At 51.5% G+C, this 22,345-nt stretch carries 24 protein-coding genes; 16 read left to right on the top strand and 8 right to left on the bottom strand.

Annotation, left to right across the window (positions count from 1 at the left end; all coding sequences use genetic code 11):
* The first annotated feature begins 22 nt into the window (after positions 1–22).
* The 5 genes from aroB to CWI83_RS06915 are packed head-to-tail and all read left to right on the top strand — an operon-like array spanning position 23 to position 4,285.
* Positions 23–1,132: a 3-dehydroquinate synthase gene (gene aroB / locus CWI83_RS06935; RefSeq protein WP_126827892.1), complete on the top strand. Its 1,110-nt coding sequence runs from the start codon at positions 23–25 to the stop codon at positions 1,130–1,132.
* A gap of 1 nt (position 1,133) precedes the next feature.
* Positions 1,134–2,000 (top strand): Dam family site-specific DNA-(adenine-N6)-methyltransferase, encoded by an 867-nt coding sequence (locus CWI83_RS06930; RefSeq protein ID WP_126827505.1) that lies wholly within the window; start codon positions 1,134–1,136, stop codon positions 1,998–2,000.
* The gene (locus CWI83_RS06925; RefSeq protein WP_126827503.1) at positions 1,997–2,443 is read left to right on the top strand and encodes a GNAT family N-acetyltransferase; all 447 of its coding nucleotides are present in this window, start codon (positions 1,997–1,999) and stop codon (positions 2,441–2,443) included. The genes CWI83_RS06930 and CWI83_RS06925 overlap by 4 nt, the downstream gene beginning before the upstream one ends.
* Positions 2,440–3,117: a class I SAM-dependent methyltransferase gene (locus CWI83_RS06920; protein WP_126827502.1), complete on the top strand. Its 678-nt coding sequence runs from the start codon at positions 2,440–2,442 to the stop codon at positions 3,115–3,117. The genes CWI83_RS06925 and CWI83_RS06920 overlap by 4 nt, the downstream gene beginning before the upstream one ends.
* Positions 3,104–4,285 carry a BaiN/RdsA family NAD(P)/FAD-dependent oxidoreductase gene (locus CWI83_RS06915; RefSeq protein ID WP_126827500.1) on the top strand — a complete coding sequence of 394 codons (1,182 nt, stop codon included), beginning with the start codon at positions 3,104–3,106 and terminating at the stop codon, positions 4,283–4,285. Before CWI83_RS06920 ends, CWI83_RS06915 begins: the two co-directional genes overlap by 14 nt.
* 7 nt (positions 4,286–4,292) lie before the next feature.
* Here CWI83_RS06915 and CWI83_RS06910 read toward each other — a convergent pair whose 3' ends face one another.
* The 4 genes from CWI83_RS06910 to CWI83_RS06895 all read right to left on the bottom strand — a co-directional run bounded on the left by CWI83_RS06910 (position 4,293) and on the right by CWI83_RS06895 (position 8,786).
* Positions 4,293–5,864: an LTA synthase family protein gene (locus CWI83_RS06910; RefSeq protein ID WP_126827890.1), complete on the bottom strand. Its 1,572-nt coding sequence runs from the start codon at positions 5,862–5,864 to the stop codon at positions 4,293–4,295.
* Between the two features lie 482 nt (positions 5,865–6,346).
* Entirely contained in the window at positions 6,347–7,576 is a 1,230-nt protein-coding gene (locus CWI83_RS06905; protein ID WP_126827498.1) for an NADH:flavin oxidoreductase/NADH oxidase family protein, read from the bottom strand.
* A gap of 17 nt (positions 7,577–7,593) precedes the next feature.
* On the bottom strand, positions 7,594–8,079 hold the full coding sequence (locus tag CWI83_RS06900; RefSeq protein ID WP_126827496.1) for a protein disulfide oxidoreductase: 486 nt from the start codon (positions 8,077–8,079) through the stop codon (positions 7,594–7,596).
* Positions 8,067–8,786 carry an SGNH/GDSL hydrolase family protein gene (locus CWI83_RS06895; protein ID WP_157980378.1) on the bottom strand — a complete coding sequence of 240 codons (720 nt, stop codon included), beginning with the start codon at positions 8,784–8,786 and terminating at the stop codon, positions 8,067–8,069. The genes CWI83_RS06900 and CWI83_RS06895 overlap by 13 nt, the downstream gene beginning before the upstream one ends.
* Positions 8,787–8,872: 86 nt before the next feature.
* Here CWI83_RS06895 and CWI83_RS06890 point away from each other — a divergent pair, with 86 nt between their 5' ends.
* From CWI83_RS06890 to hemN, 4 genes are all read left to right on the top strand, one after another.
* On the top strand, positions 8,873–9,319 hold the full coding sequence (locus tag CWI83_RS06890; protein ID WP_126827492.1) for a YaiI/YqxD family protein: 447 nt from the start codon (positions 8,873–8,875) through the stop codon (positions 9,317–9,319).
* A 76-nt stretch (positions 9,320–9,395) separates the two neighbouring features.
* Positions 9,396–10,100, top strand: a complete 705-nt coding sequence (gene fnr / locus CWI83_RS06885; RefSeq protein WP_126827490.1) for a fumarate/nitrate reduction transcriptional regulator Fnr — start codon at positions 9,396–9,398, stop codon at positions 10,098–10,100.
* The gene (locus CWI83_RS06880; RefSeq protein WP_126827488.1) at positions 10,097–10,480 is read left to right on the top strand and encodes a YbaN family protein; all 384 of its coding nucleotides are present in this window, start codon (positions 10,097–10,099) and stop codon (positions 10,478–10,480) included. Before fnr ends, CWI83_RS06880 begins: the two co-directional genes overlap by 4 nt.
* A gap of 68 nt (positions 10,481–10,548) precedes the next feature.
* Positions 10,549–11,925: an oxygen-independent coproporphyrinogen III oxidase gene (gene hemN, locus CWI83_RS06875; RefSeq protein ID WP_198677262.1), complete on the top strand. Its 1,377-nt coding sequence runs from the start codon at positions 10,549–10,551 to the stop codon at positions 11,923–11,925.
* Here the strand turns inward: hemN and CWI83_RS06870 are convergent.
* Positions 11,922–12,548: a class I SAM-dependent methyltransferase gene (locus CWI83_RS06870; RefSeq protein WP_126827485.1), complete on the bottom strand. Its 627-nt coding sequence runs from the start codon at positions 12,546–12,548 to the stop codon at positions 11,922–11,924. The genes hemN and CWI83_RS06870 overlap by 4 nt on opposite strands.
* Positions 12,549–12,646: 98 nt before the next feature.
* On the opposite strand from CWI83_RS06870, the gene trhP reads away from it, so the two are divergent.
* The 6 genes from trhP to CWI83_RS06840 all read left to right on the top strand — a co-directional run bounded on the left by trhP (position 12,647) and on the right by CWI83_RS06840 (position 19,093).
* Positions 12,647–13,975 carry a prephenate-dependent tRNA uridine(34) hydroxylase TrhP gene (gene trhP, locus CWI83_RS06865; RefSeq protein ID WP_126827483.1) on the top strand — a complete coding sequence of 443 codons (1,329 nt, stop codon included), beginning with the start codon at positions 12,647–12,649 and terminating at the stop codon, positions 13,973–13,975.
* Positions 13,959–14,153: a YfhL family 4Fe-4S dicluster ferredoxin gene (locus CWI83_RS06860; RefSeq protein WP_126827481.1), complete on the top strand. Its 195-nt coding sequence runs from the start codon at positions 13,959–13,961 to the stop codon at positions 14,151–14,153. Before trhP ends, CWI83_RS06860 begins: the two co-directional genes overlap by 17 nt.
* Positions 14,154–14,237: 84 nt before the next feature.
* On the top strand, positions 14,238–15,413 hold the full coding sequence (locus CWI83_RS06855) for an acyl-CoA dehydrogenase (protein WP_126827479.1): 1,176 nt from the start codon (positions 14,238–14,240) through the stop codon (positions 15,411–15,413).
* Positions 15,414–15,449: 36 nt separating this feature from the next.
* The gene (locus CWI83_RS06850; RefSeq protein ID WP_126827477.1) at positions 15,450–17,657 is read left to right on the top strand and encodes a thiamine pyrophosphate-dependent enzyme; all 2,208 of its coding nucleotides are present in this window, start codon (positions 15,450–15,452) and stop codon (positions 17,655–17,657) included.
* Entirely contained in the window at positions 17,654–18,700 is a 1,047-nt protein-coding gene (locus tag CWI83_RS06845; RefSeq protein WP_126827475.1) for an ACP S-malonyltransferase, read from the top strand. Before CWI83_RS06850 ends, CWI83_RS06845 begins: the two co-directional genes overlap by 4 nt.
* Positions 18,701–18,709: 9 nt before the next feature.
* Positions 18,710–19,093 (top strand): diacylglycerol kinase, encoded by a 384-nt coding sequence (locus CWI83_RS06840; protein ID WP_126827474.1) that lies wholly within the window; start codon positions 18,710–18,712, stop codon positions 19,091–19,093.
* Here the strand turns inward: CWI83_RS06840 and CWI83_RS06835 are convergent.
* Positions 19,090–20,163, bottom strand: coding sequence for a transporter substrate-binding domain-containing protein (locus CWI83_RS06835; RefSeq protein ID WP_157980377.1), 1,074 nt, complete (start codon positions 20,161–20,163; stop codon positions 19,090–19,092). The two genes, CWI83_RS06840 and CWI83_RS06835, sit on opposite strands and share 4 nt — an antisense overlap.
* Before the next feature lie 97 nt (positions 20,164–20,260).
* Here CWI83_RS06835 and CWI83_RS06830 point away from each other — a divergent pair, with 97 nt between their 5' ends.
* On the top strand, positions 20,261–20,884 hold the full coding sequence (locus CWI83_RS06830; protein WP_126827470.1) for a LysE family translocator: 624 nt from the start codon (positions 20,261–20,263) through the stop codon (positions 20,882–20,884).
* On the opposite strand, the gene CWI83_RS06825 is transcribed toward CWI83_RS06830, so the two are convergent.
* Both CWI83_RS06825 and CWI83_RS06820 read right to left on the bottom strand, forming a co-directional pair.
* Positions 20,881–21,924 carry a helix-turn-helix transcriptional regulator gene (locus CWI83_RS06825; protein WP_157980376.1) on the bottom strand — a complete coding sequence of 348 codons (1,044 nt, stop codon included), beginning with the start codon at positions 21,922–21,924 and terminating at the stop codon, positions 20,881–20,883. The genes CWI83_RS06830 and CWI83_RS06825 overlap by 4 nt on opposite strands.
* A complete protein-coding gene (locus CWI83_RS06820) occupies positions 21,917–22,333 on the bottom strand; it encodes a hypothetical protein (protein WP_126827466.1) in 417 nt (138 codons plus the stop codon). Before CWI83_RS06820 ends, CWI83_RS06825 begins: the two co-directional genes overlap by 8 nt.
* Positions 22,334–22,345: the final 12 nt, after the last annotated feature.

Genomic DNA, 22,345 nt, shown 5'->3' with positions numbered 1-22,345 from the left:
AGGAGCGCTCATGACCACCTCACTGCAGACCTTGCTTGTCGGGTTAAATGAGCGCAGCTATCCCATTCATATTGGCGCCGGTATTTTAGACCAAGCCGCAACCCTACTGCATAACCCACATCAACACAGCGCCTTACCGAAGCAAGTATTTGTGCTGACCAACGCCACGGTTGCCGCTCATTATTTACAACCACTCCAACGCGCCTTAGCTGCGCATCAGATCGAAGTATTTGAAGTGCCAGATGGCGAACACGCCAAATCGATGGAGTGGTTTGAACAAGCACTCGAACGACTCTGTAGCTTAGGGTTTAATCGTGATTGTGCGGTCGTTGCGCTCGGTGGCGGTGTCGTTGGCGACTTAGCCGGATTTATTGCGGCAAGTTACCAACGTGGCGTCGATTTCTATCAAATCCCAACCACTCTACTTGCACAGGTAGATAGCTCAGTAGGCGGCAAAACGGCAATTAACTTACAAGGCGGCAAAAACCTTGTCGGTGCGTTTTACCAACCGCAGACCGTATTAATCGATACTCAATGCCTTACCACACTGGCCAATCGCGAACTCAGTTGCGGGCTCGCTGAAGTAGTGAAATACGGAATCATCGCTGATGCCGACTTTTTCTCCTGGCTGGAGCAAAATCAAGCGGCGCTGCTTGCCCGCGATACGACTGCACTGACCTACGCTATTAGGCGCAGCTGTGAGATCAAAGCGGAAATCGTTGCTGAAGATGAACGCGAACAAGGGCGACGGGCGCTGCTCAACCTAGGCCACACCTTTGGCCATGCCATTGAGACCGCTTTTCATCAGCGCAACGACCACCATAGTTGGCACCATGGTGAAGCCGTTGCAGTCGGTATGGTGATTGCTGCGCGCTTAATGCAGCTTAAAGGTGAGCTTCCACAACAGGCGGTCGAGCGTATCGAGCAATTGTTGCAAGCATTCAAGCTGCCAACTCGCGCGCCTAAGCTCGACCTAGCGCAGTGGCAGCAGCTGATGCAACGTGATAAAAAAGTCAAAGCAGGACAGATACGCTTTATTCTGCCCACCGCTATCGGTCAGGCCGAAGTTCGCAGCGAAAGCGACTGGTCCCTGATTGCGCAAGCAATCCACGCAAGCGAAGTTGAGTCATAGCATGAACAAGCAACGCGCCTTTCTGAAATGGGCAGGCGGTAAATACAGTTTAGTCGACCCGATTCGGAGCTTGTTGCCCCCCGGCCGCACCTTAATTGAACCCTTTGTTGGCGCTGGCTCGGTATTTTTAAATACCGATTATGAGCGCTATGTGCTCAATGATGTGAACCCTGATCTGATTGGCCTGTTTAAAGCCGTCAAACGCCGCCCTAAGACCTTTATTGACGACGCCATGGGCTTGTTCTCAGCGCGCAACAACCACGCTGATGCCTATTACGCGCTGCGCAAACGGTTTAACCAAAGTCATGATAGTTACGAGCGTGCGGTGCTGTTTTTATATCTTAATCGACATGGCTACAACGGCTTGTGTCGCTATAACCAAAGCGGTGCCTTTAACGTCCCCTTCGGTCAGTACAAGCGCCCTTATTTTCCGCAGGCTGAAATAGAGGCCTTTGCCGAGAAAGCCAAGCGCGCCACCTTTACCTGTATGAGCTTCGAAAAAGTTTTTCGCCGGGCGCGACAGGGTGATGTGATTTATTGTGATCCGCCCTATGCACCGCTGACGACCACGGCCAACTTTACCAGTTATGCCAGTGGCGGCTTTAACCTTGAGCATCAGCATGAATTGGCGCGGCGCGCAGCACACGCAGCGCATAAGCGCGGCATCCCGGTGTTGATTAGCAATCACGATACCGACCTAACCCGCGTGCTATATCGCGATGCCGACATTCATAAACTGCAAGTGACGCGCTTTATCAGTCAAAAGGGCTCAAGCCGTGGCAAGGTCGCCGAAGTCTTGGCGCTTTACACGCCAAATGCCTCGAACGTCATCGATATTACCGATAAATTACAGAAAAAAGCGCTATGATCTGGGAAATCAAACCATTTAACAAACTGACCTTAGAGCAGCTCTATGCCCTTCTTAAATTGCGTCAGGAAGTGTTTGTGGTCGAGCAAACCTGCCCTTATCTCGATGCCGATGGCTTAGACCAGCAGGCCATGCACCTTTGGGCTACAGACGACGAAGGCGATATGGTTGCCTACGCGCGCTTGTTTATGCCAACTACAGCAACCCCTTATGCCCGCATCGGGCGAGTAATTAGCGCGGGCAAAGTGCGTGGCCAAGGGCTTGGCCAAGAGCTGATGCGGCGAGCGATTGCTTGGTGCGAACAAGCCGCTCCAAACACCCCTATTCGGCTGGGCGCACAAGTTTATTTGCGCCGCTTTTATCAAAGCTTTGGCTTTGTCGAAATCAGCGCCGAATACCTTGAAGATGATATCCCCCATGTCGATATGGAGCGCCCTGCATGAGCAGTGAGTTTAGTCTAGTCGAGACTGAACACGGGCTTGGTCTGCAGTGGCATGCGCACCCAGAAATGCACCCCTTGGTGATCGACTTTTGTGAGGGCGCAAATGCCTATCGCGCACTGCATGCTCAAGTGAAAGATGAAGCCATTGCCCGGGCCTGCGGTATGGCCAAGCTTAAACATCCGCACATTCTTGATGGCACAGCTGGACTCGGTCGGGATGCGCTCGTGCTCGCACGCTTGGGCGCAACGGTCGGTCTCAACGAGCGCCAAGCGACCGTGCAAGCACTGCTTAAAGATGCGCTGCAACGCTTACAACGCGATGACCCAAAGCTGGCTGAACGACTGTATTTCGCTGGCGACCATTGCCTATCGGGCGATTACCAACCACGGCAGCCGATCGATGTGGTTTATCTTGACCCTATGTACCCAAAAGGCGATCGCAAACACAAAGCCGCGGTCAAAAAAGATATGCAGATGTTTCAACACCTGGTCGGCGCCGATCTTGATGCCGATGCGCTACTTGAACCGGCCCGTGCGCTCGCCCAGCATCGGGTGGTGGTGAAGCGGCCAAATCACGCAGAGTTCTTGGCCGGGGTTGAACCTGATGCACAAGTGAAAAGTAAAAAGCACCGTTTTGACATTTATTTGAGGGCATCTTGGCATGGCCCACTATGATGTAATTGTGATTGGGGCCGGTGCGGCAGGTCTACACTGCGCGGCCACTGCAGGCTATCGGGGCAAGTCGGTGCTGGTGCTCGATCACGCCAAACAAGCCGGTAAAAAGATTCTGATTTCGGGTGGCGGGCGCTGCAATTTCACCAATATGTATGCCAGCCCTGAGAATTATCTCTCGCAAAACCCGCACTTCTGTAAGTCAGCACTCAGCCGCTACACCCAGTGGGACTTTATCGCGCTGGTGCAAAAGCATGGCATTGCGTACCACGAAAAAACACTGGGCCAATTATTTTGTGATGACTCGGCAAAAGATATTGTGCGGATGCTGCTACAAGAGTGTCAGCAAGCCGGTGCCAAAGTTCAATTACGAACTGAGGTGTTAGCGGTTGATTCCCAGCAACAGAACTACCATGTGACCACCTCTGCCGGCACCTATAGCGCGAGCAAATTGGTCGTCGCCTGCGGTGGGCTATCGATGCCAAAACTCGGGGCAACACCACTTGGCTATCAACTGGCCGAGCAGTTTGGCCATACCGTGCTGCCGGTGCGTGCTGGATTAGTGCCTTTTACCTTGCAACCGCAAGAGAAAGAAGTCTTTGCTGAAATTTCGGGGTTATCGGTAGATGTGGAGGCAAGTAATGCCCGCGCGCATTTTAAAGAAGCGATGCTATTTACTCATCGTGGTGTGAGCGGTCCGGCAATTTTGCAAATTTCGTCGTATTGGCTACCAGGTGAAGCCGTGGCAATAAATTTATTGCCGCAAACGAATGTCGCCAGTGCATTAAGAGAACTCCGTCAGCAACGGCCTAAGCTTGGTTTGCACAGTGCCCTGCAAGAATGGTTGCCCAAGCGCTTAGTCACCAGCTTGAGCGAGATCCACCAATGGCCCAATGCGAACCTTGCGGATTGCAGCAATAACCGGTTCGATGAGGTCGCTGCGCAACTTAATGCCTGGTCGCTCAGACCAAATGGCACCGAGGGCTATCGCACCGCAGAAGTCACTCTTGGTGGAGTCGACACCGATGAACTCAGCTCAAAAACCATGGAAAGTAAGCGCCAGCCAGGCTTATATTTTATCGGTGAAGTCGTCGACGTCACCGGTTGGCTAGGCGGCTACAACTTCCAATGGGCATGGTCGAGCGGCTGGGTCTGTGGGCAGAGTGTTTGATCGCTGCTTACTCGGTACCATACCAACCGCGCTCGTAAGCCATACTGCCCCACAGCTGAATCGCAAGAGCGGTATCGGCAAGGCCTAAATTCGGCTGTTTCGGGCTCAGGGTGCCACTGTCGTAATCATAGAAGAAAAAGCTTGGCGGCTTGCCCGGCTGTAAAATTGTAACCTCGTCTTCAACCATATAGGCGAAGTTATTGGCGTACTGCATCAATGCACGGCCTCCTGCCGCGGAATCGTTTAAGTCATGACCGAGCATAGGTGAACGATTCTCGACTCCCATCAATGATAACAAGGTGGGCGCAAGGTCAATTTGGCTCACAATCCGCGGGTCTTGGCGAGGCGGAACATCGGCATTTAAAATCACCCCGGGGATATGAAAGTTATCAATTGGCACTAAATCACGCCCAAACACCTTGGCATCATGGTCTGCGACCAGCAAAAAGATCGTATCATCCCAGTAATCACGGTTTTTTGCGGTCGCGATGAAATCTCCCAAAGCTGCATCAGCATACTGGATTGCCTGATGCCGCCGCAGTTCATTTTCATCATATTGCGCCAGCTGCTCGTCAGTGTACTCAATTGGCTCAATCACCCCAGTTGGGATCTCAAATGGATCGTGGTTACTGGAGGTGAAAATAAAACTAAAAAACGGCTTACCTTGTTGATGTAATTGGCTTAGCTCACGATCTGCCTGGCGAAACAAATCACCATCGCTTGCGCCCCAAGAGGCGACAAAGTCTGGGTTCTCGATATCGGCAAAATCAACCACATCAGTGAATCCGTTGCCTAAAAAGAAGCTCTTCATATTGTCAAAATGGCTTTCTCCACCATAGATGAATTGGGTTTCATAGCCCTGCTGCTGTAACAAAGCGGCAAGAGTGAAAAAACCTTGTTGGGATTTATCAAGTTTCACCACTGCACGCGATGGCGTAGGGGTAAAGCCAGTAATTACCGCCTCGATACCGCGGACGGAGCGCGTGCCGGTCGCATAAAGCCGTTTAAACGACCAACCTTGTTGCTGAATGCGATCAAACTCGGGGGTCAAGGGTAAACCACCAAGAGAGCCAACAAATTGTGCTCCCAAACTTTCTTCAAGCACGATCACTAAGTTCTTTGGTCGACCTTGGTACAGAGGTGAACGCGCATGGTAAGTCGGCAAAGTAGGATGTTGAAATGCTTCAAGTGGCTGCCGAGTAGAGCTTCGAACCAGCTCGATCACTTGTTCTTCAGGCATCTGCCCGTAGAGTTTAGCCGCATTTTTCTCATCCCCCATTTGCTTGTAGGCATGCGCCACACTGTAAATTGAATTGAGTGTCAAAGAGTTAACCAGTGGGTCGGTGGAGAAATAGACTAGGGCTGGATTCAGTGGCCGGTGCCCTACGGTACCGCGCGCCATGAGCGTCACCACCAATGCCAATACAACAAAACCACTGACCCGAGCCAAGATATGACTTTGCTCAAGCGCACTACTTCGGCCTAAATATTGACTGTAAAAACGCCAGAGCAGTCTTGCGCAGCCAGCCAACACGAAAGAGACCAGCACGATTTCAAGCAAGTGGCCATTCAACAACATTTTGCCGACTTCGGCAGGGTATTCGAGATACTCAATAAAAAGACGATTCGGGCGCAGCCCATATTCGTAAATAAAAGCAGGGGTAGCTAGCTCAAAGAACAGCACGCTAATCGTTGCGATAAATAGCCAAACTTTCAGTACAGCGTGCCATATTTTATCGGCGCGGGTTCCCACTAACCATGGATGGAGCAGCGCCGGGATAGCAAATACGTACCCTAAGGTACTGAGGTCAACTCGTATCCCATTAACTAAAATATTAACTGCTGCGCTGAGCGTCTCAACTCGAGGCCATTGCCAGGCAATGAGCCCAAGTCGCGCTATGCTCAGCAGTCCAAGCGTGATTACGCCCGCATAAATAAAGGGCGCAAAGGTTCTCGCTAGTTGTTGCCGATACGTCACTGTCAGCCTTCACCTTATATGTCTTAATAACGATAAGGTGAAGTATGCCGAGCAAAACTTAAGCGATTCTTAACGGTATCGCGTTACCCGCCAATCAGCGCATTATACTGCTTCGCCATGCGTTTCATGCGCCATTGATTCAGCAGCAGCGTGACCACTGGCGATAACTCAATATTGCCTTGCTCGCCATTGCTATAGCGCCGCATCTGCCGCTTCGCCAGCGCCATATTGCAAAGGCTCGCGAGCGTTTTGTTGTTCCAGTCCGCGGTTTGCACATTCGCCACCGCCGCAGGGTTGGTCTGCCACTGGTTAGGTAGGTCAGGTTCGAACGCAAGGGCACTGGCAATCCCGACCAGATCAACGCCGCTGCTGAGCACTTGCTCGGCGACTTCAAGACGTTTTATACCGCCTGTGGTCATCACCGCAAGCTCAGTTTCTGCCGCCACTTGCGCAGCAAATTCGAGAAAATATGCTTCTCGCGACAGCGTCCGATCATCGGCAGTTCGGCGTTGCATGGCCGGTGCTTCATAGGTGCCACCGGACATCTCGATTAAATCAATGCCAATCTCCTCAAGCCATTTCACCACTTGTTTAGCATCATCAATATCAAAGCCACCGCGCTGAAAATCAGCTGAGTTAATTTTCACCGAAACGGCAAAACTTTCATCGCGCAGTGCCACGACATGACGCACAATGGCAAGCAGCAACCGTGCACGATTCTCGAGTGAACCACCCCACTCATCAGTACGCTGATTCACCCGTGGGGATAAAAACTGCGATAACAGATAACCGTGTGCGGCATGAATCTGAACACCATCAAAACCGGCCTCTTTGGCACGTTCAGCGGTTTTTACAAAGCGGTCAATCACTTCATTAATATCGGCCTCAGTCATCGCCCGCGGCTCAGCAAAAAGTTTGCTATGCGGACCGAGATCAAGGGCAACAGCCGACGGTGCCCAAGCACGCCCTTTTAGCATCTTATACACTTGCCGACCCGGATGATTAATTTGCATCCACACTTTAGTGTCGTTCTCTTTCGCCGCTCGCGCCCACTCCGCGAATGGCAGCAATTCTGTCTCGGCCTCCAGTGCAACACCACCCGGTCCAGTCATCGCCAGTTGATCAACCATGACATTGCCGGTGATTAACAGGCCCGCGCCTCCTTGTGCCCAATTTTGGTAAAGAGTGAAGAGCTGGCCGCCGGGGATATTGCCCTCAGCGCCTAAGTTTTCTTCCATCGCGGCCTTAACGATACGGTTTTTGATGGTTTGGCCATTGGCAAACGTAAAGGATTCAAAAACTAAACTGGACATAGGTTTCTCTCTTTTTATTAGTGGGCCAAAAGCCAGCGAATATAAAGTCCAAACGGCGTGGTGAAACCTGCAGTAAAACTCTCAATTTCACCATTGCGGACAATTGCAAAAGCGGGGGTCACTGCGACGCCCCAACTTTGCCCTAAACTGCCACTTGCATCGTTGACCATCGCCACAGTGTAGCCATGTTCCGCCGCATAATGGCGTAGGCTCGCATCGGTGCCTGATTGCATCGCAACGCTGACTACAGGGGCCATACCATCGAGCCAATCGACACTTGGCGTGACCACGCTACAGACTGGGCACCAAGTGCCCCAAAAATAAATGATCACAGGTTCTTTAAAGCTCTGGGCGACGACATTCACCTGCTCACCTTGAGTGGTCTGCCACACTTGCTCAGTCAGCACACCTTTGGGCAGGTCTTTACCGCGCCACAAATCCATAATGGTCACCACGATAAGGATCAGAACGAGGTAAATCAGCCCTTGTTTTAACCACTGCATTGGTCACCCCCGCGCTGAACCAAGGCGGCAGCGGCTTGACCCCAAATTGTGGCGGCCGCAGCAGACGGGTGATAGCCATCTGTTGCAATAAATTGGGGCTCAAAAGGCATGTTTAAATCCAAGTAAACGGCATTGGTCATAGTCTGACAATGGTGCTGCAAATGCTTATCCAGTTGCCGTGCCTGTTGCCCCAAATACCAACGTAATGGCTGTGGCAGCGCCGGGAACACATGCATTGGCGGTAAACTGGTATAGATAATTTGGCGGGCTTGAAAGGTTTCAGTGAGATAGCGGCTAAGTGCGTTTAAGTCGTCTCGCCACTGGCTCACTGTCGTGCGTCGGGTGACATCATTCACGCCAACCGACACCAAGACCGCATCAATCGGGTCGTTTAAGGCAACAACCGAGCGCTTGAGTAAATCCAATACCCCGGCACAGGTGAGACTTGATTGAGCAATAAGTTGCCACTGCACATGGTAAGTTTGTGCAAGTGCCTGTGCTAATTGTCCACTGACCGCTTCAGTTTGACACTCGCAACCGACCCCTGCCGCAGCCGAATCACCGAGCACTAACACCCGTAATAACTCGCCATGCCCCTGCGCGCCGTGGCGAGGCCCCTTAGCTTCGGGCAATCTGACGGTATTCGCTCGCACGCGCTTGCCTTGCACGATAAGCCAAGGCGCCAGCAATAAGGTCAGTAACTTCATCGATTGTTCCTTGTGATTCTCATGCCCTGAGCATACCATCTGTCTATGCAACACAGAATAGCTCACCTCGCTGAGCTGGAGTTATTGTGAAAATATACGTTGATGCCGATGCTTGCCCGAATGTGATCAAAGAGATCCTGTTTCGCGCTGCCGAGCGCACCCAAACCGCACTTATCCTGATTGCCAATAGCGCAGTTCGCACGCCGCCCTCGCGGTTTATCTCGAGCAAGGTGGTCAACGCCGGTTTTGATGTTGCTGATAATGAAATTGTGCGCCTCTGCGAAGCTGGCGATTTAGTCATTACCGCCGACATTCCGCTTGCTGCGGAAGTGATTGAGAAAGGGGCTTTGGCATTAAACCCGCGCGGTGAACTCTATACTGACGCGACCATTCGACAACGCCTGAATATTCGTGATTTTATGGATACCATGCGCGCCAGTGGGGTGCAAAGTGGCGGGCCGCCCCCGCTGAGTCAACGCGATCGCATGCAATTTGCCAATCAACTCGACAGTATTTTAGCTAAATCTAAATAAGAGTCATTTCACAACGGCAAAATCCTGCGTATACTAGGGATGCGCACAAATTATTAACACAGCATTGGTTTGATACATGAGTGAGAAAAACCCGCACATCCACTGCCAAGATTGCAGTATGAGCGAACTTTGTTTGCCCCATCACCTCGACCCACAAGGGCTTGAGCGACTTGATACGATTATTCAACGGCACAAACCTTTGCATAAGCGCGATGTTCTGATCCGCGCGGGTGCGCCGTTAAAATGGCTCTATGCCGTCCGCAGCGGATCACTGAAAAGCTATATTATTGACGAACATGGCCGCGAACAAATCATCGATTTTCACTTACCCGGTGACTTAGTCGGCTTTGATGCGCTCTCGACGGGCCAACACCGCAGTTTCGCGCAGTCGCTTGAAACCACCATGCTATGCGAGATCCCTATCGACTCGCTCGATGACCTAGCGGTGCAATTGCCCGCCTTGCGTCGGCAAATGCTGCGTTTGATGAGTGATGAACTGTTTAATGGTAAGCAACTGGTCAATACGCTGAATAATCGAACCGCGCCGCAACGCTTAGCATTTTTCTTATACAGCTTGAGCCAACGTTTTGCCGCACGCGGTTTGTCTGCCAGTTCATTTCGACTGACCATGACTCGCGCAGATATTGCTAGTTACCTGGGCTTAAGTGTTGAAACGGTGAGTCGAATTCTCTCGAGCCTGCAAGACCAAAGCATTATCCGAGTCGAACAAAAGCTAGTACACATCGATAATATCACCGGGCTGATGGAGGCCGCTGGATGACCGAACTGTTGCGCATGATTATCTGGCGCAGCGTGGCCATCACCTTTGTTTTGCTCGGTTTAGTCGGCTTGGCCCTACCCGTTATGCCAACCGTACCATTTTTGCTTGTCGCGGCTTGGGCAGGCGGAAAAGGCTGGCCTAAGCTCGAAGCGAAACTCTTGGCGCACCCCAAATATGGCCCGCCCATTATCGAATGGCGCCGCTATGGAGTGGTACGTCGCAATGTAAAAATCGTCACCACCTTAATGATGAGTGGTGGCGCCACCATCATGATGTTTCTCGACACCATTCCGCTGTGGCTCAAGTTCACTATTTTGGCCATCATGGTCACCGTTGCCACCTGGCTGTGGCTGCGCCCTGAACATATCCCCGAGGATTGATCCAGATCAGCATTTAAGCGGTGGCTTTGCGCTAGTGTATCGGCATTAAAACTTGCCACGTAAGGATAATGGTCGTGTCACAACCGCTCTGGAACCCTGAACTAATCGCCAAATACAATATTAATGGTCCGCGTTATACCTCGTATCCGACCGCGCTATCACTGCATGAGGACTTCCAAGCAGAGCAAGCACTGACCAGTCTTAATCGCCATCAGGGTGAGTTGAGTCTGTATATCCACATTCCTTATTGTGCTCAGCTCTGCTACTACTGTGGCTGCAATAAAATTGTCACTCGCCATCAGCATAAAGGCGATGACTATATCACCCGCTTGGCACTCGAGATGACCCACTATACTGGTCCTGCTGCGGATAACCGAGTCACCTCGATTCACCTCGGTGGTGGCACCCCAACTTTTTTAAATGAAGCCCAGCTAAAAAGGTTAGTAGGGTTGGTGCGTACTCACTTCAGTGTGACTGAAGAGTGTGAAATGAGTATTGAAATTGACCCGCGCCGCTGCTCGTTAAACAAGCTGGCATGTTTGCGCAGCCTTGGTTTTAATCGGGTCAGTTACGGCGTGCAAGATTTTGATGAAGAAGTGCAGCAAACCATTAACCGCATTCAAAGTTATGAGATGGTCTCGCGGCTGGTTGAACACAGTCGCTTTTTGGGATTTGAATCGATCAATCTTGACCTGGTTTATGGTTTACCCCATCAAACTCCACAGCGCTTTAAAAAATCCCTCGATGCGGTATTAAAACTTAATCCTGATCGGATTTCGCTGTTTAGTTATGCTCATTTACCTGAGCGCTTTGCGGCGCAGCGGAAAATTCCTGAGTGGGCATTACCGGATCCGGCCACTAAGTTAAGTCTATTGCAACTAGGCATCGAAACCTTTACTCAGGCAGGCTATCAATTTATTGGTATGGACCATTTTGCTAAACCCCATGACGAACTCGCTATTGCTCAGCGCGAAGGCCGTTTGCAACGCAACTTCCAAGGGTATACCACGCATGGCCAAGATGCCATGCTAGGCTTAGGCGCTTCCTCGATAAGCCAAATTGACGGTGTGATGTGGCAAAATGCAAAAGAGGTTCGCGCCTACGGTGAAGCCCTCGAGCAGAACCAACTGCCCGTTGAAAAAGGCTATCTGCCAAGTCGTGATGACCGCATCCGTGCGGCGCTCATCAGCCAATTGATCTGTCATTTCCAAATCGATACCCAAGCTTTTGCGCAAAGCTGGCAGCTCGGCGATTTCTGGGATTACTTTGCCGAAGCGAAAAGCAAGTTAGCGCCCTTTATCGAAGACCAATTAGTGGTGATCGATGGGCAGCGGATTCAAGTCGCTGAATCAGGGCGCTTGTGGGTACGCAGCATCTGCGCATGCTTTGATGCGTATCTCAGCGCAACCCAAACCCAAACGGTGCGTTACTCAAAAGTGGTTTAATAACGCACCACTGCATAAGGGTGTTCACATTGGCGGGTGGTTGGGCCTAAATCGGTCACCTCACCCGCACCTTGCCAGCGGCTAAGAACTTCGTCTTTCTCGATTGAAAAGGGCGGGCCTTGACGGAAACCTGGCTCGTATTCGATGGTAATTAATAAGCCTTTTGCGCCAACTGGAAGCAGCCGCATGAGTTGCTGCTGATACCGACTGCGCATATCACTGTCATCCGCCTCACCCGGCAACGCGACCATCGCCGCGCGATCATACCAGCCATCAAAATGCGGCAACATCGCAGGCTCAAGTGCGAAAAAGTCGCCGACCCAAATTTCGATTTGCGGTGCTTGGAAAATCGTAAACTGGCCGCTTTGGGCAATCGTTGGTGTCACATCATGCTCTGCGAAGAATAGCTCAACAGCTGCGCGGTTTAATTCGACTCCAACCACATGATAGCCATGTTCAAGCAACCAAATGAGGTCCAAGCTTTTGCCACACAAAGGCACCAAAATTGTCCCTTTTTCAGGCAACGCGGTTTTACCCCACTGCTCGAGTTGGTCATGAACGCGGCTCCGATGCCAACCAATCTCCATGTTGCGCCAACGGTTGTGCCAAAACTCTGCCTGCATAACTCCCCCTCTGACTGCTTCTTTGATCGTGATCAAGCTTTACTTTAATCAAGCCGACTACAATGCCAACATCAAATTCTCGCACAGGGTAGCACAGCATGACCTTTAGCCCAGAACTTCTCTCGCCGGCAGGTAGCCTAAAAGCCATGCGCTTAGCCTTTGCTTATGGCGCCGATGCCGTTTATGCCGGACAGCCGCGTTATAGCTTGCGGGTCCGCAATAACGAGTTTGACTTAGCCAACTTAGCCATCGGCATTGCCGAAGCCCATGCCAAAGGCAAAAAGTTTTATGTGGTGGTGAATATCGCCCCGCATAACTCAAAGTTGACGACCTTTATTGAAGATATGAAGCCGCTGGTTGCACTCGGGCCTGATGCCTTGATTGTGTCCGACCCCGGGATTGTCATGCTGCTTCGTGAGCACTTCCCGCAGCAGGCCTTACACTTGAGTGTGCAAGCCAATACAGTGAACTGGGCGGCAGTTAAGTTTTGGCATCAGCAGGGCATTAGCCGAATCATTTTGTCGCGCGAACTCGATGTGAAAGAAATCGCCGAAATTCGTGAGCGCTGCCCAGAAATTGAACTCGAAGTGTTTGTCCATGGCGCCTTGTGTATGGCCTACTCTGGACGCTGCTTACTATCGGGTTATTTCAATAAACGCGACCCAAACCAAGGCGCTTGTACCAATGCCTGTCGCTGGCCTTATCGGGTCTCTGATGCGCAAGAGGATGACGTCGGTCAATTTCAGCCCATCGATCGACCCGTGCTGCTCGAAGAGCCACAACGTCCGGGTGAATACATGCTGATGGATGAAGACATCCATGGCACCTATATTATGAACTCCAAAGACCTGCGCGGTATTGTGCATGTGCCGGCACTGGCTGAAATTGGCGTGCACTCGTTGAAAATCGAAGGTCGAACCAAATCGCCCTATTATGTTGCCCGAACCGCACAAATCTATCGCCAAGCCATTGATGATGCAGTGGCCGGCAAACCCTTCAACCCAGCCTTACTCGATGAATTATCCGGGATGGCGAACCGTGGCTTTACCGAAGGCTTCTTGCGCCGGCACATTCCCAGCGAAACGCAAAACTACGACACCAGCCACAGCTTAGGCGAGCAGTTACTGGTCGGCGAAGTGCGCCAAGCGCAAAGTATCCGCGCCCAGATTGATGTCAAAAATGCCTTTTGCGTCGGCGATACCCTGTTGCTGATGAAGCCCTCAGGGAATATTGAATTTCAATTGACCGGTATGCACGACGACAACGGTCAAGCGATGAAACGCGCACCTGGCTCCGGCCATGTGGTGCAAATTAATTTACCCGAGCCGTTAAAGCCTGAAGACGAAGGCTTTGCCATGCTCGTTCAGTTGCAGCGCCATGCGCCCGCAATTGCCATTCAGGAGGTTGCCCATGCCAGTGGTCATTGATAGTGATTGTATTAATTGTGATTTATGCGTCCCCGAATGTCCTAACGAAGCCATTTCGATGGGCAAAGAACATTATGTTGTAGATACCGCTAAATGCACTGAGTGCGAAGGCTTTTACGATGAGCCAGCCTGTATACCTGTGTGTCCAGTTGACTGCATGACCTTAGTCGCCGACTAGGGTCAGGCTATTTAACTTTCCAATTATTTCTATTAATGTGGTTTATATTCATTATTACAATAAAAACACCACATTGAGGTTTATATGTCTCGTCCAAGCTTTGACTGGCAAGATCCATTTCAATTAAACGGGATGCTCACGGAAGAAGAGCGCATGATCCGTGATGCCGCCCATAGTTACTGTCAAGAAAAACTGATGCCGCGGGTGCTCACTGCCAACCGTGATGAGCGCTTTGATCGTGAGATCATGAATGAACTGGGTGAACTCGGTCTGCTTGGTGCAACCCTACCTGAAAAATATGGCTGTGCCGGTGTGAACTATGTCTGCTACGGCTTGATTGCGCGCGAAGTAGAGCGCGTGGACAGTGGTTACCGCAGCGCCATGAGTGTGCAATCAAGTTTGGTGATGCACCCAATCCACGAATACGGCACTGAAGCCCAGCGCGAAAAATACCTACCCAAACTCGCCAGTGGCGAATGGGTCGGTTGCTTTGGTCTAACCGAACCTGATGCGGGCTCTGATCCTGCTGGAATGCGCACCACCGCCAAAAAAGTCGACGGTGGATATGTGCTTAAAGGCAGCAAAATGTGGATCACTAACTCACCGATTGCGGACGTGTTTGTGGTTTGGGCGAAACTCGACGGAGAAATTCGCGGCTTTATCCTTGAAAAGGGGATGAAGGGCTTATCGGCGCCAAAAATTGAAGGCAAATTCTCGCTGCGGGCATCCATCACCGGCGAAATTGTAATGGACAACGTCGAAGTGCCAGAAGATGCCTTGTTACCCAACGTCAAAGGCTTAAAAGGTCCATTTGGTTGCTTGAATAAAGCCCGTTATGGCATCGCATGGGGCGCACTTGGTGCGGCTGAGTTCTGCTGGCATGCTGCGCGCCAATACACGCTCGATCGGCACCAGTTCGACCGCCCCCTGGCGGCGACTCAGTTGGTGCAAAAGAAACTCGCCGATATGCAAACTGAAATTAGCCTAGGCCTACTTGGCTGCTTGCAAGCGGGGCGTGAGATGGACGCAGGTCGACTGCCACCTGAAACAATCTCTCTGATCAAACGTAACAGCTGTGGTAAGGCACTTGATATTGCTCGAATCGCGCGTGATATGCATGGCGGTAACGGTATTGCCGATGAATATCATGTGATTCGCCACGTAATGAACCTCGAGGCGGTCAACACCTACGAAGGCACCCATGATATCCATGCCTTGATTCTTGGGCGTGCCCAAACTGGGTTGCAGGCTTTTAGTTAACCAGCAGCGCTTCGGCGCACCTTCAAGGAGGGTGATATGGCTGCCTCAATGCATCCATGGCTGGTGGAGTTTATCCAGCGGATTGAACAACAACGTCTTCCCCCGGGGCTTGCCGGGGGCGTCCTTAGCGACGCTGAGCTACTCGAACTTTTTGATACCCAACTCAGCAGTCGTTTACTCGATTTGCAGTCCCGTCTGATGCAGGCTCAGGGGCAGAGTTTTTATACCATCGGCAGTGCCGGGCATGAGAGTAATGCCGCAGTAGCTAAAGCTTTAAGACCAACCGACCCGGCCTTTTTGCACTACCGCAGTGGCGCCTTTTTTATCCAACGCGCCAAGCAAGTGCCCGGCTCGACGCCGCTTTACGACATGCTGTTAAGTTTTGCCGCCAGTAGCGAAGACCCCATTGCCGCCGGTCGACATAAAGTGCTGGGTAGCTTAGCACTCAATATTCCACCACAAACCAGCACCATTGGTTCCCATCTACCGAAATCCATGGGCGCAGCATTTGCAATTGGCTTGAGTAAACGCCTGCATCATCAGGGCAATTGGCCGCACGATGCGATTGCTATGGCAAGCTTTGGCGATGCCTCAGCGAACCACTCCACCACCGTCGGTGCGCTTAATGCAGCGAGTTGGACCGCATATCAAAACATTCCGATGCCGTTGCTATTAGTGTGTGAAGATAATGGCCTGGGAATTTCGACCCATACCCCGAAAGGTTGGATTCAACAGCAATTACAACAACGCCCAGCGTTAAAGTACTTTCAAGCCGACGGCACCAACCTGACCGAAACCTATTTAACCGCGAAAGCCGCTGCCGACTATGTCCGAGAAAAGCGCAAACCCGCAGTATTACATCTGCGTACCATTCGCCTGTTCGGACATGCTGGAGCGGATGTTGAAAGCTCGTATCGGCGCAAAGAAGCGATTGCCCAAGAAGCGGAGCAAGACCCTGTGTTGCATAGTGCGGCAGCCCTGCTTCAGCGAGATATTTTTGACGCACCCGGCTTGCTCGATTATGTCACCAGCCAACAGCAGCGGATCGCTCGCATTGCCGCTGTGGCGGCGAGTCGACCTAAGCTCACCGAGGCGACGCAGGTGATGGCATCGATTGTGCCACCGGCAAATCCAAAACCTGCCCCCCAAGCCGTACCCGAGCCAACCCGTGAGGCGATTTTTCAGTTTGATAAACACAACCGCAATAAGCCCCAGCATCTGGCTAAAATGTTAAATTGGGCGCTCCATGACTTAATGGCGAAGCACAGCCAGATGGTCATGTTCGGTGAGGATGTCGCGAAAAAAGGTGGGGTCTATGGGGTAACCCAGCATTTGTTTGAAGGATTTGGACCCAACCGAGTACTGAATACCTTGCTTGATGAGCAAAGTATTTTGGGCCTAGCTATCGGCATGGCGCAGCAAGGTTTATTGCCAGTGCCTGAGATTCAATTCTTGGCCTATGTGCATAACGCCGAAGACCAAATTCGTGGGGAAGCGGCCACCTTAAGCTTCTTCTCTAATGGTCAATATACCAACCCTATGGTGATCCGCATTGCTGGCCTTGCTTATCAAAAAGGTTTTGGCGGACACTTCCATAACGATAACTCGTTTGCGGTCTTCCGTGATATCCCCGGCGTGATTGTGTTGTGCCCATCGCATGGTCGCAATGGCGCGTTACTCATGCGCCAAGCGATCGAGCTGGCCGAGCGCCAGCAACGCGTGGTGGTGATGCTCGAGCCGATTGCCTTGTATATGACGCGCGATCTGGTCAGCGAAGGCGATAACGGCTGGTTATTTGACTATCCACACCCTGATGAGCCTATTCCAGAGCTCGGCGAACCTGAGGTTTTTAGTGCGCATAATGCGACGGAAGATCTGGTGATTGTGACCTACGGCAATGGCTATTACTTAAGTCGCCAAGCCGAACAGCAACTGCGCGAACAAGGGCACAAAGTACGAATATTGGATATCCGCTGCTTAGTGCCGCTGCACACCGATAAGCTGGTTGCTCAGTTTAACGGGGTAAAAAAAGTACTGATTGTGGATGAATGTCGCCGCCGCGGCTCGTTAAGTGAAGAGTTATTCACAAGCTTGCACGAAAATTATCCAGATCAATTCCAAGTGCAGCGCCTTACTGCGGACGATAGCTTTATCCCGCTAGGGAAAGCCGCCTACTTAACCTTGCCTTCGGCAGCAGCCATCACAGTGGCCGCCAAGCACATGATAGAAGGAGCCGAGGGATGAAGAAAACTGCACTTGTGGTATGCCCTGGACGTGGCACCTATAACAAACCTGAACTTGGCAGTATTTATGCGAATATCGGCGAAAATAATGCAAATATTCGCAATTTTATCGCCAATATCGATACTGTTCGTGAAAGTTTAGGGTGCCCAACTTTAACCGAGTTAGACCAAGCACCGCTATTTAAAACACGCGTACATCAACACCCAGATAATGCCGCGACCTTAATTTATGGTGCTGGTTATAGCGACTTTATGGCGATAGATCGGGAGCAATATGAGATCGTTGCCATCACGGGGAATTCGATGGGATGGTATACCGCCATGGCGTGCGCACAAAGCTGGGATAGTGACACCGCCATTCGAATTGTAACCGACATGGCACAGCGCACGGCCGGTGGCGCCGGTGCACAGTTTATTTACCCACTAGTTGATGCCGACTGGCGCCCACACCCTGACTACATCGGCGCGGTCCAAGCGCAAATCAAGCAGCACGGTGGCGACTTGCAGATGTCGATTCAATACGGTGGATACGCGGTATTGGCCGGCACCGAAGCGGCCTGTCAGGCGGCGATGGCGGCGCTCCCACCTGTGGACGAGCGTTTTCCTTTATTGCTGCACGGTCACGCAGCATTTCATACCCAGCTTATGGCCGAAGCGTCACAACAAGCGCTGCAGCATTGGCCGGAAGTCCTCTTTAAAGCGCCTGAGATTCCACTAGTGGATGGTCGCGGTAAGATTTGGCCGACCAGTGCGAGTGATGCCGCGGCACTCAAACACTATACCCTTGGTCATCAAGTCACGGAAACCTACGATTTTAGTCGCGCAATTACGGTCGCACTGAAAGAATTCGCGCCGGATCACGTCATTTTACTGGGCCCAGGAGCGGGTCTTGGCGGAGCCGTTGCGCAAACCATGATTGCCGAGAACTGGCTGGGCCTGCGCGATAAAGCAGATTTTGTTACGCGGCAAGAAACTCCAACGCCTTACGTGTTGTCTATGGGGATACCCGAACAACGCCGCTTAGTGGTGGCAAGTGACGCATAAGGACACAGCATGAAACCCGGTGAAACAGGCGTTAAGCGCATTATTTCAGCGACGCGTAATTCGCTGCGAGGCATCCGCCTTGCCTGGCAATCAGAAGCCGCATTTCGGCAAGACATGATACTCGGGGCGGTGTTAGTTATTATCGCCTGTATTGCTCCGATCACCACCGTTGAACGGGTGGTCTTAATTGCTGCGGTGCTGATCTTACTCATGGTTGAGCTTTTGAATTCAGGAATCGAAGCAGCCATTGACCGAATCGGTCCAGAGCGTCATGAGTTAAGCGGCAAGGCTAAAGATGTCGCCTCTGCCGCGGTGTTTTTTGCCTTGGTTAACTTAGGCGTGAGCAACCTGCTGATTCTCGGCCCTTGGTTGCTCAGCTTAGTGTCCAATTAAAGTTCTTCACCCAAGTATTGATTTACCAATGCTCGCCACTCAGCGGTGCGGATATAGCGCAAGAGTTCCCGATTCAGTTGCTCGCGCATGGCACTGCCCTGCGGTAGCGCAAGGGCATAGTCCTGCGGCGCAAAGCGCTTCTCAAGCACCGTTAAGTCAAGGTTCTGTTGGCGAATCTGATACTGCAACAGCGGCGCATCATAAACCACCGCGTCCGCTCGGCCGCTATCAACTTGAGTGAGCGCAGCAAACAGACTTTGCTGCTGTTGATAGCCAATATTTTCCCGTGCCAACCACGTCGCGCTATATGAATTGGGGACACTTGCAACACGCACATTCGGTAAGTCCCGCGGCCCCTCGACCTTATGGCTTAATTGCCCTACGGTCAGTGATGAGGTAATCGAGGCGGTAAAGCTTGAAATAATAATCACGCTAGTGAACATCCAAATAAACGACACAATCCGTCCACCAAGTGTAATCGGTGATTTATCGCCATAGCCGACGGTGGTCATGGTGACCGCTGCCCACCAAAAGCCAGCACCGATGCCACGACCGTAAGCTTCACTGAACTGTTCGCTGTTGCGGCGTCGCTCGAATAGCCACAGCGCCCATCCCGCCAACAGCAAAATCGCAAATAGCGCCAGCATCACACTCAAAAACTCGAGGCTGACAAAGCGTTTGAGCACATACCACCAATTCGACTCGCCGCGATTCGGTACTGCGATGGCAAGACCTGCATTGTAAAACGGTTGGGTAAAATCGACCTGAGCTTCACGGTCTGCCGTGACCGAGAGTGCTCCCAAGCCCATGGCATAGTCGCCCGTGCTGACCCGGTCGAATAGCTCACCAATATCATCCACCTCGTGGTAGCGATAATCCAAACCATTTTGAGCGGCAATATGCTCGAACAACTCAATGGTTAACCCAGAATACAAGGCTGGGCCCTCTTTGATCACAAAGGGCGGACTCACCCGCACCCCAATTTCAAGCGGTTCCCGCAGAGGCTCTGCAGGTTGCGCCATGCTGGGCATGGTCAAACAGAATAACAAAGCAGTAATGAGCTGACGCATGGTAATTCCCATCTTACAAATGACCCACCTACTATAGCTTGTTTGGGACGGCTTTTCAGGTGTATGGTTAGCCTGTTCAATTTCACCGAGGTGCCCCATGGATATCTTTATTGCCGTATTATTCTTTGCGTTCAGCACGACCATCACGCCGGGGCCAAATAACGTGATGATCATGTCGTCGGGAGTGAATTACGGCATTAAAGCCAGCCTGCCTCACTATCTTGGTATTTGCCTCGGATTTCCGTTGATGGTGCTGTTAGTGGGGCTTGGTTTTGGGGCGGTATTTGAGTACTTCCCCAATCTGCATCAGCTGATTAAGGTGCTTGGGGTTGCCTATTTGCTTTGGTTGGCATGGCAAATTGCGTCCGCTGAACCGAAAGCGATTGAAAAAGGTCACCGCAAACCCTTTACCTTCTGGCAAGCAACTTTGTTTCAGTGGGTTAATGGCAAAGCTTGGATGATGGCAACTGGAGCGGTTGCTGCGTATACCACAGTCACCGGTAGTGCCGTGTTTGAAGTACTCGCCATTACCCTCGCATTCTTGCTGATGGCGTTCCCTTGCGTTGGGATTTGGTTGGTGTTCGGCCGGCTGCTTCGCAACCTACTTAAAAGTCACTTTTTGCACCGAGCGTTCAATATCAGCATGGGCCTTATTCTGGTGCTGTCGATTGTACCGGTACTGCAAGAGCTGTGGCAGTTCTATTTTGCCCGAGCGGTCTAAAACGACCGCTCTTTAGGCACCTCGACATGGTCATGTGCGCCGTTCGCCAGACCGCGCCGCAGCTCTTCATAAAAGCTCTCACGAAAATCAGCTGGCCCCAGTACTTTTAAGTAAGGTGCACGCGCCATCAACCACTGCACCAAATTCAGGGTGTAGGGTACCGTCACTTCGACCAACATTAAATCGGGGCGCCCAGGAATCTCACCGAGATACTGATTTTGACCAAGCGGCGCATCTTCAATTTCACGCCGAACCGACTGGAATACCTCGAGCTGTAATCGAAATGGCTCACCAAAGCGGAACGCCAACGCCCCTGTTGCAGCATAAGCATCAAGATCAAAATCTTGCACCCGTGCCGCACTGACAATCGATTCACGCACGTTATCAATCCGTGACAATGGCAATTGTCGAATACGATCGTCGCTATGATCTCGACAAATCAAATACGGAACGTTACCTCTATAGAACATACTTAACGAGGTCACCGTTAACGGTTCAGGCGGCTTGCCTTTGTGGCGGCGGTAATCGAGCATGATCACCACTTGGCGCAAGGCCGTGTCGAGCACAAACTCATGCAGGCGTTTATTAATTTGTGGGGCTTGCAACCGATGAGAAGCGGATTCAACTACTACGCGCTGCAGCCATTTTGCTGCGGGTGTATCACGCGCCTGCAACTGCCGCTTGGCCCGCGCAAACAGCTTACGCGCAGGTTCAATCACACTATCAGGACCAATATGATCAAGATGGCGCTCGGCGACCACCAATGCCAGTGCCACCGAATCTTGCATCTCGAGCATCCGTTCAAAATCCGTTTGATCCATCCTCCAGGTATCGATGGAATACTCATCTCGATACACGCCAAAATGACCATCAAGCGCTTTCATTTCACGTTGCACGGTGCGCCGCGAAACTTCTTTTAAGTCGTTCTCGGCGATGACTTCGAGTAGATTGGTTATGGTTCGAGGCCCTTCGTAAAGGGCCAGCAAATAGTAAACACAACGAATCACAGCTTCTTTATTGCTGCCTCGCGAGTTACTCATCCTTGCCTCCTTGGTCTTCCTTTGATTGGAGTATTTGCACAAACTTGCCATCTATTTCTGCCGAGCACTCGACCGGGTACAGCGGCTCAATCGGCGCAGTCATCATGAACTCACCGCGCGCATCATAGGTAGCAATTACAACTCGTTGAATCACCAACATATAAGCCTTTACCTCACCGTACAATAGATGAGGCGGCGTTCCGTAATCTTTTTTAATTGCGCGACGCACGGTGTCGTCACGATCAGGACCAAGCAGATCTGCTATTTCATCCTGCATATCTATAGTTTCAGTATAAGTAGACCCCAACATGGCACAAATAGTGATTCGCTTCGGGGTATCTCGGACATAAACCCGTTTTAAATAAGCAATAGATGCCGTTTTAGGGTCGTAATTAAAAGGTACTTTCATGGTAGCCTCACT

Source organism: Pseudidiomarina taiwanensis (genome assembly GCF_003987435.1).
In the GTDB taxonomy this organism is placed as follows: Bacteria; Pseudomonadota; Gammaproteobacteria; order Enterobacterales; family Alteromonadaceae; genus Pseudidiomarina; species Pseudidiomarina taiwanensis.
This window is presented reverse-complemented; position numbering and strand designations above follow the sequence as displayed.

Bases quoted from the DNA above. Each gene is read 5' to 3' on its own strand.
- CWI83_RS06930 (WP_126827505.1), top strand. From the start codon at position 1,134: ATGAACAAGCAACGCGCCTTTCTGAAATGGGCAGGCGGTAAATACAGT.
- CWI83_RS06925 (WP_126827503.1), top strand. From the start codon at position 1,997: ATGATCTGGGAAATCAAACCATTTAACAAACTGACCTTAGAGCAGCTC.
- CWI83_RS06920 (WP_126827502.1), top strand. From the start codon at position 2,440: ATGAGCAGTGAGTTTAGTCTAGTCGAGACTGAACACGGGCTTGGTCTG.
- CWI83_RS06915 (WP_126827500.1), top strand. From the start codon at position 3,104: ATGGCCCACTATGATGTAATTGTGATTGGGGCCGGTGCGGCAGGTCTA.
- CWI83_RS06910 (WP_126827890.1), bottom strand. From the start codon at position 5,864: ATGTTGTTGAATGGCCACTTGCTTGAAATCGTGCTGGTCTCTTTCGTG.
- CWI83_RS06905 (WP_126827498.1), bottom strand. From the start codon at position 7,576: ATGTCCAGTTTAGTTTTTGAATCCTTTACGTTTGCCAATGGCCAAACC.
- CWI83_RS06900 (WP_126827496.1), bottom strand. From the start codon at position 8,079: ATGCAGTGGTTAAAACAAGGGCTGATTTACCTCGTTCTGATCCTTATC.
- CWI83_RS06895 (WP_157980378.1), bottom strand. From the start codon at position 8,786: ATGAAGTTACTGACCTTATTGCTGGCGCCTTGGCTTATCGTGCAAGGC.
- fnr (WP_126827490.1), top strand. From the start codon at position 9,396: ATGAGTGAGAAAAACCCGCACATCCACTGCCAAGATTGCAGTATGAGC.
- CWI83_RS06880 (WP_126827488.1), top strand. From the start codon at position 10,097: ATGACCGAACTGTTGCGCATGATTATCTGGCGCAGCGTGGCCATCACC.
- hemN (WP_198677262.1), top strand. From the start codon at position 10,549: ATGGTCGTGTCACAACCGCTCTGGAACCCTGAACTAATCGCCAAATAC.
- CWI83_RS06870 (WP_126827485.1), bottom strand. From the start codon at position 12,548: ATGCAGGCAGAGTTTTGGCACAACCGTTGGCGCAACATGGAGATTGGT.
- trhP (WP_126827483.1), top strand. From the start codon at position 12,647: ATGACCTTTAGCCCAGAACTTCTCTCGCCGGCAGGTAGCCTAAAAGCC.
- CWI83_RS06860 (WP_126827481.1), top strand. From the start codon at position 13,959: ATGCCAGTGGTCATTGATAGTGATTGTATTAATTGTGATTTATGCGTC.
- CWI83_RS06855 (WP_126827479.1), top strand. From the start codon at position 14,238: ATGTCTCGTCCAAGCTTTGACTGGCAAGATCCATTTCAATTAAACGGG.
- CWI83_RS06850 (WP_126827477.1), top strand. From the start codon at position 15,450: ATGGCTGCCTCAATGCATCCATGGCTGGTGGAGTTTATCCAGCGGATT.
- CWI83_RS06845 (WP_126827475.1), top strand. From the start codon at position 17,654: ATGAAGAAAACTGCACTTGTGGTATGCCCTGGACGTGGCACCTATAAC.
- CWI83_RS06840 (WP_126827474.1), top strand. From the start codon at position 18,710: ATGAAACCCGGTGAAACAGGCGTTAAGCGCATTATTTCAGCGACGCGT.
- CWI83_RS06835 (WP_157980377.1), bottom strand. From the start codon at position 20,163: ATGCGTCAGCTCATTACTGCTTTGTTATTCTGTTTGACCATGCCCAGC.
- CWI83_RS06830 (WP_126827470.1), top strand. From the start codon at position 20,261: ATGGATATCTTTATTGCCGTATTATTCTTTGCGTTCAGCACGACCATC.
- CWI83_RS06825 (WP_157980376.1), bottom strand. From the start codon at position 21,924: ATGAGTAACTCGCGAGGCAGCAATAAAGAAGCTGTGATTCGTTGTGTT.
- CWI83_RS06820 (WP_126827466.1), bottom strand. From the start codon at position 22,333: ATGAAAGTACCTTTTAATTACGACCCTAAAACGGCATCTATTGCTTAT.